The 11,830-nt window shown below is 42.7% G+C and carries 7 protein-coding genes; 5 read left to right on the top strand and 2 right to left on the bottom strand.

Annotation, left to right across the window (positions count from 1 at the left end; translation table 11 throughout):
• Positions 1-13: 13 nt before the first annotated feature.
• Complete coding sequence (locus VMW78_08740; protein HUV51089.1) at positions 14-2,224, top strand: response regulator; 2,211 nt, start codon at positions 14-16, stop codon at positions 2,222-2,224.
• A 63-nt stretch (positions 2,225-2,287) separates the two neighbouring features.
• Entirely contained in the window at positions 2,288-4,066 is a 1,779-nt protein-coding gene (locus VMW78_08735; protein ID HUV51088.1) for an ATP-binding protein, read from the top strand.
• A gap of 219 nt (positions 4,067-4,285) precedes the next feature.
• On the opposite strand, the gene serC is transcribed toward VMW78_08735, so the two are convergent.
• A complete protein-coding gene (gene serC / locus VMW78_08730) occupies positions 4,286-5,374 on the bottom strand; it encodes a 3-phosphoserine/phosphohydroxythreonine transaminase (protein ID HUV51087.1) in 1,089 nt (362 codons plus the stop codon).
• A gap of 425 nt (positions 5,375-5,799) precedes the next feature.
• Between serC and hisD the strand changes: the two genes are divergently transcribed.
• From hisD to rlmN, 3 genes are all read left to right on the top strand, one after another.
• A complete protein-coding gene (gene hisD, locus VMW78_08725) occupies positions 5,800-7,104 on the top strand; it encodes a histidinol dehydrogenase (GenBank protein HUV51086.1) in 1,305 nt (434 codons plus the stop codon).
• Between the two features lie 94 nt (positions 7,105-7,198).
• Positions 7,199-9,334, top strand: coding sequence for a DEAD/DEAH box helicase (locus VMW78_08720; protein HUV51085.1), 2,136 nt, complete (start codon positions 7,199-7,201; stop codon positions 9,332-9,334).
• A 160-nt stretch (positions 9,335-9,494) separates the two neighbouring features.
• Positions 9,495-10,547, top strand: a complete 1,053-nt coding sequence (rlmN, locus tag VMW78_08715) for a 23S rRNA (adenine(2503)-C(2))-methyltransferase RlmN (GenBank protein HUV51084.1) — start codon at positions 9,495-9,497, stop codon at positions 10,545-10,547.
• Positions 10,548-10,550: 3 nt separating this feature from the next.
• On the opposite strand, the gene VMW78_08710 is transcribed toward rlmN, so the two are convergent.
• On the bottom strand, positions 10,551-11,546 hold the full coding sequence (locus VMW78_08710; GenBank protein HUV51083.1) for a tRNA 4-thiouridine(8) synthase ThiI: 996 nt from the start codon (positions 11,544-11,546) through the stop codon (positions 10,551-10,553).
• Between the last annotated feature and the right edge of the window lie 284 nt (positions 11,547-11,830).

The following is an 11,830-nucleotide window of genomic DNA, read 5'->3' as shown; positions in this document are numbered from 1 at the left end:
AAGGGGTAATATTATGGAAGCTGAAAAGAATGCTAAAAATGATATTGATCAAATCTTAATAGTCGAAGACAGCCCCACTCAGGCTGAGCAGTTGAAATACTTGCTTGAGCAACACAACTATACAGTTCTGGTTGCCGAAAGCGGTAAAGAAGCGCTTACACTACTTGATGAACACACACCCTTGCTCATCATCAGCGATATAGTAATGCCGGAGATGAATGGTTACGAACTCTGTCAGGAAATAAAATCAGGTGAGAGCACCAGGGACATTCCGGTTATTCTGCTTACATCTCTTTCCGGTGCAGAAGATGTGCTTGAAGGTCTTGCTTGTGGAGCTGATAATTTTCTTACTAAACCCTATCACAAAGATTATCTTATATCACATATTGAACAGATTCTGGCAAATAAAAAACTGTACAAAAGTGAACGAGTAAGAGTTGGTGTGGAAATTCTATTTGGAGGAAAGAAACGTTTTATTACAGCAAACCAGCAACAAATGCTCACATTGCTAATTTCATCATATGAAGCAGCAGTCCAAAAAAATAAAGAATTGGTTAAGTCCCGGGAAGAGTTAATAATGTTTAATGAACGGTTAGAAGAATCAGTTAAGGAAAGAACCGCAGAACTCTCGGCAGAAATTGCTACTCGCAAAAGTGCAGAAGAAACACTTCGGGAGAGCGAGGCTAAATACAGAAATCTAACCGAAAGCCTCGATGAGTTGATCTACCGGGCGGATCCGGAAACCTTTGTGGCCACCTATGTGAATCGTGCGGTCGAAAAAATCTGTGGCTATACAGTAGAAGAGTGGCTTGGAGATCCAACACTGTGGGAAAGCACCATTTATCCTGAGGACAAGGAAAGGGTTTTTGCATTGTTCACAGAATCTCAGAGGAAGATAAAATCCGGCGCCGTTGAATACCGTATCATAAGTAAAGACAAAACAGAGCGATGGGTGGAGGATCACATCAGTTGGGAGAAAGACCAGCAAGGCAATGTCGTCTCACTGAACGGGGTGATATCTGACATCACCGAGCGCAAGCAGGCGGAGGAAGAAAAAAAGAAACTCGAAGCCCAGCTTTACCAGTCCCAGAAAATGGAGGCAATCGGCACTCTGGCCGGCGGCGTTGCCCATGATTTCAACAACCTGCTGACCGTCATCATCGGCAATGCCCATCTTGTATTGATGGATGTCATCAAGGATGAATCCTTACGCGAGAAAATAGAAGAGATCGAGAAAGCCGGGGACAAGGCGGCGTCTCTTACCCGGCAACTGCTTGCCTTCAGCCGCAAGCAGATAATTATACCCAGGGTTCTGGATCTTAATGAACTGTTAACAGGTATAGAGAAGATGCTCGGTCGCCTGATTGGGGAGGATGTTGAGCTGTTGACGATTCCGGAACCTGCATTATGGCGGGTGGAGGTGGACCCCGGGCAGATGGAGCAGGTGATCATGAACATGGCGATCAATGCTAAAGACGCGATGCCTCTGGGAGGAAAGCTCACCATTGAAACAGCCAACATAGATCTGGACGAAAGCTATTTTCGCAAGCACGGTATTGAAGGAGAAAAGCCAGGCCATTATGTGATGCTCGCTGTAAGCGATACCGGCATCGGGATGGACAAGGAAACCCTGTCCCGCATATTCGATCCTTTCTTTACCACGAAGGAAGTCGGCAAGGGCACGGGACTGGGCTTATCTACGGCATATGGCATTGTCAAACAAAACAATGGCTTTATCTGGGTTTACAGCGAGCCCGGACAGGGTTCCACCTTCAAGGTCTACCTGCCAAGAGCGGAGGGAGATGCGGACTCGGAGGAAAAACAGCGGCTCCCTGTAATCGAACTTGACGGTTCTGAAACCATTTTGCTTGTGGAGGATGATGACGGTCTTCGAAAATTTGCGCAAAAGGTTCTCCTGCTGCATGGATACAAAGTATTAGATGCTGAAAATGGAGAGGATGCTTTGAGGGTCAGCCAGGCGCACGAGGGGCCGATTCATCTGATGATCACTGATGTGGTGATGCCCAGGATGGGCGGGAAGGAGCTGTCAGAAAAGCTGCGACCTTTCTATCCCCGGATAAAGGTGATTTACATGTCGGGGTACACAGACAACGCCATAGTTGAGCACGGTGTTTTGGCGCCCGGACTGAATTTTCTCCAAAAACCTTTTGCACCGGAAAGTCTGGCGCGCAAGGTTAGGGAAGTGCTGGACGCTGAGAAATGAAAAGTGAAAAGTGACAGAATTCCTTCAATTTTCAATATACAATCCTCAATTTCTAGGGGGAACATGAATCAAGAAAATAGAGTAGATAATATAGAAGAAACTATAATACTGCCGGAAAAGGCCAGGATACTGGTAGTGGATGACGAACCTGTTGTTTTAAGACTTATTGATAATATTCTGAAAAAGCAAGGATATGAGATTTATACTGCTGATAAAGGCAGCAATGCTTTAAAGATCTTAAATGAAACATCCATTGACATATTAATTACCGATATCAATATGCCGAAAATGGACGGCATACAGCTCATTCATGAAGCAAAAAAGATAATTCCCGAGGTTCTGGTTATGGTTATAACAGGATTGCTTGAAATTGATTCGGCAATAAGTTTATTAAAAAGCGGTGTTTATGATTATATCACAAAGCCGATAGATCTTGATGGGATTGTTGCATCGGTTGACAGGGGCTGGAAGAGTCAAATGCTGGCTTATAAAAACAGGCGGTTGCTTCAAAATTTAAAACAGGCTAACGAAGCATTGAAAATTTCAAATGAAAGCTTCAATAATATCGTAAACAAAACTATTGATGGCGTTCTTGTCCTGAATCAAAAAGGAATTGTGCGTTTTATTAATCCTTCTGCTGAAATTCTTTTTAATCGCAGATCAGATGAAATCATGGGCGAGTTGTTTGGTTTTCCTTGTGTGGCAGATGAAATCATGGAGGTAAATATCCTGAGAAGTGGTGGAGAAAAAGGTGTTGCTGAGATGCATGTGATTGATACTGAGTGGGATGGAGAAAAAGCCTTGCTTGCATTACTGCGGGATGTGACTGAGCGCAAACGGGCGGAAGAAGCGCTGAAAAGAACCACTTACGATCTCAGACAAACGGTTGGGGAACGGAAAAACGCTTCTGAAAAAATAAAATCTCTTAATGAAAGTCTCAAAAATACGATTGATCAGGTCCAGAAAAAAAATGAGGAATTGGAACATGCGATAGAAGAACTAAAAACGACGCAAATACAGATAATGCAATCCGAAAAGATGGCTTCCATCGGACAATTGGCCGCAGGTATAGCCCATGAGATTAATAATCCCACCGGTTTCATCAGCAGCAACCTGAATACCCTGGCGGGCTATGACAATGATCTAAGGTCCTTAATAGCTCAATACAGTGACCTCATTACCGAGCTAAAGGACGACATGGCTACTGAAAAAGGACGAGCTTCAATTTTGGAGAAATTGGGCCGTATCAACGAACTTGAAAAGGAAATCGACATCGATTTTGTCCTGAATGACACCCCGAACCTGATCAAAGAAAGCCGGGAGGGAACCGAGCGTATAAAAAAGATCGTGATCGACCTGAAGGATTTTGCCCATCCTGACGACAAGGAACTCAAAGATGCGAATATAAACAATAGCATAGAATCAACCTTGAATGTGGTCTGGAATGAACTTAAATACAAGGCTGTTGTCACAAAGGATTATGGAGACCTGCCTCTTGTAGAATGCTATCCCCAGCAACTGAACCAGGTCTTTGTAAATCTATTGGTGAATGCGGCCCAGGCCATAGAAAAGCAGGGCGAGATCAGGATTACAACAAGAGCGCTGGATGGAAAGGTAGAGATCAAGATAAGTGACACGGGCAAAGGCATCCCCAAGGAAAACCTCTCTAAAATATTCGATCCCTTTTTCACCACAAAGGAGGTTGGAAAAGGAACAGGTCTCGGCCTCAATATTTCATATAAAATAATTAAAGAACACAATGGAACCATAGACGTGGAGAGCACAGTTGGCAAGGGAACAACTTTTACGATTCGGATCCCGATTGGTCAAGTAGTCGTGTAGGGAATTAGTCGAGTGGTCGAGCAGGAAAATAGTTGAGTGAAAAAATGGGCGATTAGTTACTCGTTACTGGTTGCTGGTTGATTAAATGATTGGTCATTTGTCGTTGGGTTTTTAAAATAGGCAGGATACCTTAACTTTTTCTTTGGCGACAGAATAAAAAAACAGGATCTTGTTTATCCTTGCCCGCCTCTGGAGGGTTATCCTGTCAAAGTTTTATTTTTATCCGTTTTTTTGTTCAAAATTCTTCATAAAATCTGTTAAAGCTTCTACCGCCTCTATTGTTGTGGGATTATAGATGGATGCCCTGCAGCCTCCTACGCTGCGGTGTCCTTTAAGACCGCCAAGCCCCTCTTCCAGAGCTTCCTGAATAAATCTTTTTTCCAGATCTTCGCCTGAAAGACGAAAGGTAACGTTCATTATTGACCGGCTGTCTGTGTCCGCAGTCCCTTTGTAGAACCCGCTTGAATCCAGGCAATCATAAAGAATATTTGCCTTTTTCAGGTTTATCTCTTCCATTTTTTCAAGGCCGCCGATCGTGTCTTCAAGCCATTTCATTACAAGCTGAATAGTATAAATCGCAAAGCACGGAGGAGTATTATACATCGAATTTTTTGAGGCATAGGTCGTATACTTAAGCATTGACGGCAAACCATCGGGCACCATACTTAACATATCATCCCTGATAATCACCATGCACACACCAGCCGGACCGATATTTTTTTGCGCTCCGGCATATATCAGACCGAATTGTTCCATGTCCAAAGGTCTGCTCATAATATCGGACGACATGTCTGCCACAAGCGGCACGCCATTGGTATCCGGGAAGGTTCTCCACTGTGTTCCCTTGATGGTATTATTCGAGGTAATATGGGCATAAACCGCATCATTGCTGAATTTAACATTTTGAGGAATATAGGAAAAACCCCTGTCTTCGGAAGATGCCGCAACTGTTATCTGTTTCCCCAGTATACGGGCTTCCTTTATAGCACTTGTTGACCATGTGCCGGTATCAACATAGTCTGCCGACTTTCCGTCGTGCAGAAAATTCATAGGAATCATGCAAAATTGCATGCTGGCTCCGCCCTGGATAAAAAGAACATGGTAATTTTCATCCAGCTTTAAAAGCCGTTTTGTTCTCTCTACAGCATCATTTATTACTTCATCAAACCATTTTGATCTATGGCTTAATTCAATAATGGACATGCCTGATCCGTTAAAGTTCAGGAATGAATCTTTGATTTCTTCAAGAACGCTAAGCGGAAGCGCCGCAGGCCCCGCATTAAAGTTATAAATTCTGTTTGCCTTCATAAATTTCCTCCAAACCCTGAGTTAATATAAAATTCACGGCTCCCTCGAACTGTTACATATAACAAAAACAATTTGTGTCAGCGTTCACGGAACGTGAACGGCTACCAATTTGTGCAGATAGAAAAAAATATGTCAATCAGTATTTTTGCTAAAAGCTCATAACCGGCTGTCAAGTATTGACAAACAACTCCCTTATATTTTAAGATATTATAAAATATAAAATCCATAAATAATGATGAATTCGTAAAAAGTCGAAAAGTTCTCTTTTCCGTCATTCCGGCGAAAGCCGGACACGAAGTGAAGCATCAGCGCTATCCAGTAAATTCAAGGCGTTGTGGATGCCGGATCAAGTCCGGCATGACGATTTTGGGGCTTTTTACGAGTTCATCAATAATGAGCCTGTAACAAAGACAAAAGAAACCAGCATGAAAATATACAATTATCCTTCAAAATCGGCTGACGCAAGGGTGGCATCGATTGTAAACCGCGGCTTAAGCTTTAAGAAAAAGGACTATATGGCTGTCACCCGTATTCTTGAGGATGTAAGGAAGAATGGGGACAAAGCCCTTGTTAAATATGTAAACCGCCATGACTCTCCTGGCCTGGACGTAAAATCGATTCAGGTAACACGCCTGGAAATTGATGCTGCCGCAAAAAAAGTAGGCCGTCCCTTTATACGATCTTTAAACAGGGCAATTTCGCAAATCAAAGGATTCCACAACCTGCAAATTAACAGGTCATGGATCAACACCGACAGACCAGGCGCTATCGTCGGCCAGATAATAAATCCTGTCGGCTCTGCCGGGGTTTATGTGCCCGGCGGAAAAGGGGGGAGCACCCCCCTGGTTTCCTCTGTGCTGATGGGTGCCATTCCTGCCAGGATAGCCGGTGTAAAACATATATCAATGGCAACCCCTGCGACAAAGGACGGAACCGTAAACCCTTATCTTCTTGTTGCAGCGCAAAAGGTCGGTGTTGATGCAATTTACAAAATTGGAAGCGCCTGGGCAATCGCAGCGCTGGCTTACGGCACCGAGACTGTTAAAAAAATCGATGTTATAGTCGGCCCTGGAAACATTTATGTTACACTTGCCAAAAAAATTGTTGCAGGTACGGTAGGGATAGATATGATAGCCGGGCCCAGTGAAATCCTTGTTATTGCCGACAGTGCGGCAAATCCGGAATTTATTGCCGCCGACCTTCTTTCCCAGGCGGAACATGATCCTTTAGCTTCCGCCATGCTCATTACCAGCTCCAAAGAAACAGCAAAAGCTGTTGCCGATGCCGTGAAAAAGCAGTTAAAAAACCTTTCAAGAAAAGAGATTGCCTCCCAATCTATTTCCAGATATGGCGCAATTATGGTTACTTCCGATCTTTCCGCTGCCATAGAGCTCTCAAACAGTATAGCGCCCGAGCATCTTGAACTTCAGATAAAAGAGCCATTTGAGTATATAGGACAAATCAAAAACGCGGGGGCTGTATTTATAGGCGATTACACTCCGGAACCTGTCGGAGACTATATTGCCGGGCCAAACCATGTTCTTCCAACCGCAGGCACTGCCAGATTCGCGTCAGCCCTTTCTGTCGATCATTTTATAAAAAAAACAAGCCTGATACACTATTCAAAAAAGGCCTTTATGAATGAGGCAAAAGATATTATACGGCTGGCCGAGATCGAAGGTCTTGATGCACATGTCAATTCAGTAAAGATCAGATTAAAGCATGCTTAGCGCCCCATCTCCCGGCAAGAGGATTTACCCCTTAAGTAAGCCCTTTTTCAGCATTTGCAATATCTTGAGACTCGCCCGGGTAATAAAGTAAACTATGCGCAGACAAAATAAATATCAATTAAGAAGAAGGGATAAAAGGGGGAAAACCGATAATGGTTTATCGGAGATAAAGTTAAGGCCAAAAGCAGATTCTGAGCTGAAAAAGGTTTTTTCGTCCATAGGTGTGCCCAAAAAATCTGCATTTAAGCCAGACCCTTTCCAGGTTAAAGCGATTTCCGCAATTAAAAAAGCTGACTGTCTTGTTACTGCTCCAACAGGCGCCGGTAAAACATGGATAGCTGAAAAGGCAATAGCGGAAATACATGTAAAGCGTGGTAAATCCTGGTATGCATCCCCTTTAAAGGCATTATCCAATTCAAAATATCATGAATTTTCAGCGATCTTCGGGGCTGACAATGTCGGGATATTAACGGGTGACAGAAAAGAAAATCCTGACGCGCCTATTATTGTTGGAACCACAGAGATATTGCGCAATCAGTTATACGATGCCATGCATTCAGGAGAAAGCTTATCAGTAGATCTGGTAATCCTGGATGAAGCCCATTTCCTGGGCGATGAAGAAAGAGGGGTTGTATGGGAAGAGATAATGATATACCTTCCTCCCAGAATACCTCTGCTTTTGCTCTCAGCTACAATCGGTAATGCGCACCAAATTGCAGGATGGCTCTTATCAATCCGCTCAAAAAAATGCATTGTAATTGAAGAAAAAAAAAGACCTGTTCCTCTTTTTCCCCTTTTTTTACATCCATCAGGGGAACTTCTTCCGCTTGTAACTCAAAACGCTAAGAAAAAAAATGTAACTATCTACAAAAAGGTCGGCAATTATTTAAATCAGAAGAATCCGCCGCTGATGGCTCGTCCGCGCAACCTTCCGCCATTTGGGCAAATCATGCATGTTTTAGATAAATATAATCTCCTTCCTGCTATTTTTTTTCTAAAATCACGCGCAGATTGTGATAACGCTCTTAAACTTTGCACAGAAGATCTTATAATCGATCAAAACAGGGAGGACAGAAAAATAAGGCTCAGTCAAAGAATCAAAGAGCTTGCAACAAAAAACGCGTATATCAAAACACATCGCCAATTCCGGTTTATTAAACAGTTTGCAATAGGCTCTCATCACAGCGGGCAACTGCCTGCATGGAAGATGCTGCTGGAAACACTTATGACCGAGGGGCTCCTTGATGCGATCTTTGCGACCTCTACTGTAGCGGCAGGGGTGAACTTTCCAGCCAGAACAATTGTTTTTTTAAATTCCGATAGATTCAATGGAAAAGATTTCCTGCCTTTAAGCTCTACTGAATTTCATCAAATGACAGGAAGGGCCGGCAGAAGAGGAATGGACAAAATCGGATTCGCGGTGGCAATTCCAGGAAGATTCATGGATATAAGGTTGATCGCAAAACTTATAAACTCGCAGCCATCTGATGTAACAAGCCAGATAAGGATTAACTTTTCCATGGCTCTTAATCTGCTTGTATCCTATGACCTTAACCAGATAGAAAATCTTCTGAAAAAATCTTTTGCATCATACTTGATTGCAAAAACAAAAAAAGAATCAGATCAAATTTACAAAGATGATGACAAGTTGCTATGGCAGGATTTTATGAGGCATTTTAACCTCCTGATAGAAACAGGATACGCGGCAAAAAACGGTGAGTTAACGGATGACGGTATATGGGCTTCCCGTCTGAGGGTTGACCAGCCTCTCATGATAGCAGAGAGTTTCAGGCTCGGGATCTTTCCTGAATCTGATCCAGCGCTTCTGGCTGCCATAATGGCATCATTTGTTGCCGAACAGGAATCAGATGAAAAAATTGATGCCAAGTTAATCCCCAAAAAGCTTTTAGCTGCTTTTTACAATATTGAAAGAAATCTCAAGCCTTTTACAAAGCACCTGACGGATAAAGAATTTGAAGTGCGGCCCCTGTTTTTAAGGCCGGCTTTAACAATCTATGCCTGGGCCACTGGTCAGTCCTGGGAAAAAGTGGTTTCTATTTCCAAAATTGAGGAAGGTAACCTTGCCATGCTGATTCTTCGCATCGCAGACCATTTAAGACACATCAGAGCCCTTGGAAAGGTTTTTCCGACAGCCGCCGCAACATCGGAAAAATCGATTGAGCTTATAATGAGAGACCCTGTGATTATTGATTATGAGCTGTCACCTTAATATAGCCTCCATTCCTTCCACAGGCAGAAAGGCTTCACCTGATATCGGAATTCCTTCCGGTACAAAAGCGCCAATCAAAAATTGAGTTTAAGTAAAAGCTAATATTGTTATAATATTTTAGTCTGTTAATCCTGTCAAAAAAGTCTCTTTGAAACGGTAAATGATAACTGAATCCAACACAACAAACATTGTTGAGCTTACAAATGATCAGCTTGTTTCATGGCTCAAAGATCATGATATCGAGGCTTATCGCGCAAATCAGATCATGAAGTGGATCTATTTTAGCCAGGCTGATGATTTTGAGATAATGACGGATATTAAAAAGGAGATCAGACAGCTTCTCTCACTTAATTTCACGATTGACCGCCTTGAAAAAAAGCAGATCGAAACCTCGCAAGACGGCTCCAGAAAATACCTTTTTAAACTATCTGACAAACAATGCATTGAGAGTGTGCTGATTCCTGAAAAAAATTATTATACTCTATGCATATCAAGCCAGGTGGGCTGTGCGCAGGGATGCAGGTTCTGCCTTACCGCAAAAGGAGGTTTTGTACGGAATTTAACAAAAGGTGAAATCCTGGCACAGGTGCGCGACATCATGAACGACATGGAGGATCCCGAAAAACTGAAAAATATAGTTATGATGGGCATGGGTGAACCTCTGGCAAATTATAAAAATGTGATCGGCGCTATTAACACCATAACCAATGCCAGGTGCGGGCTTGCATTTTCAAACAACAAGGTCACACTTTCCACGGCAGGACTGGTTCCAAGGCTGCCCGACCTGAATCAGGATGCAAATGTAAACCTGGCAATATCATTAAATGCAACAGACAATAAAACTCGTGACATGCTCATGCCCATAAATAAAAAATATCCTATTGAAATGCTGCTTGACGCATGCCGCAAATACAAATTGCCGCCCCGTCAAAGCATAATGATTGAATATATTCTCTTAAAAGGTATAAATGATTCTTCTGATGACGCAAATCGCCTTGCCAACCTGCTGCGTTCAATAAAGGCAAAAATCAATCTCATACCATTTAATGAACATGAAGGCAGTGATTTCAGGCAGCCGGAAGAGGATGTAATTAATAACTTCAGAGAAATCCTGCGCAAAAATAATTATATTGTTATCACCCGGCGCAGCAAGGGCAGGGATATTTCAGCAGCATGCGGCCAGCTCAGGGTCAGGACAGCGAAACTTGATTAACTACTATATCAAATATTGCTTTATTTCTTCCGGAGGAATTCCCGGCACCTTAAGAATCTCAGAACTCCGGGGCGTTACAACCCCAACATCAACCTGAGCATTAACAGGTGCCTTGCTGTATCCAACACATATTGACGCCGCTAAAAGAATAATCTCCTTACTGCCTCCATGCGGTACTACAACAGTAGGGCCGGGGAAATCATTTACCTTGATAACAGTATCCGCTGCCGGGTTGTAATATCTTTTTATTTGTTCATTGTCGCTTTTTGTGCGCCCGACTATTATCTTTGTGTTTTTGTTTAAACGCAGATGCCGGCCGTGCTTTAAAAGATAAAGTTCCTCTTCTGTAAATTCCTCCTGGTGGTCAAATAAATCCCTTAGACGCGCGGCATAACCCATATCGGTTAGAAGACAGCCGCCTGCTGCGGAAGGATAATCAATAATACCGAATTCTCCGGCAATTTTTATCTGCATCTTGCGCGATCTTCCGCTAATATCGAGAAGAAGATTTCTGTCCACAAGCCCCTTTTTTTCAGGTATGGTAATCGGAAGTTTTGCGGCACTCAATGGGCGCAGAATAAAGCCGTCATAGCCTGAATGTTTCTCAACATAACGGAGAGACTGTTTTGTCTGAGACATTGGACGCTGCCCTACCACTTCGCCGCTGAAAAGAAAATCAAATCCCCTGTCTTCCATTATAGCGCCTGCAAGCCTGAACATTAAGGCATGGCAGTCCATGCAGGGATTCATGTGCTTTCCATATCCGCATGGAGGGTTTTTCAGCATTTCAAGATAGATTGGTGTAATATTTTTAACTGTTATTGGTATCCCTGTTATCTGCGCGGCATGCAAAGCCTTTTCAGATGAAAAAAACGGGGTCTCAAAGGTTACCCATTCAACCTCTATCCCCTGTTTGCGCAAAACCAGCGCCGATAAAATACTATCAAGGCCGCCGGAGCAAAGACCAAGCGCCCGCACTTTTCTTGTATGTAAAATCATGATATTGATTGCCTGAAATAGATTTAAATTTGAGTAGCTTTTTAGCTTTATGAAATAAGCCAACCACAAAAAGCTTCAGCTATGATTAAATTTAAAACAGGGAACTGTCTGAATGTATTAGAAATTGTTAAGAAAGAACCTGATACGATATTGTTATTTATAGAATCGTCTTACTTGCCACAATTATTATTTTTATTATGGACTGTTCTTTCTTTACGATTTCTTATACGTGAGTTTTTCCTGGTTTAAATTTAATTGTAACTGAAGCGGTAACATTTTTAAAA

The sequence above is a fragment of the Anaerolineae bacterium genome (assembly GCA_035529315.1).
Classification (GTDB): Bacteria; Desulfobacterota; Desulfobacteria; order Desulfobacterales; family ETH-SRB1; genus Desulfaltia.
This window is presented reverse-complemented; position numbering and strand designations above follow the sequence as displayed.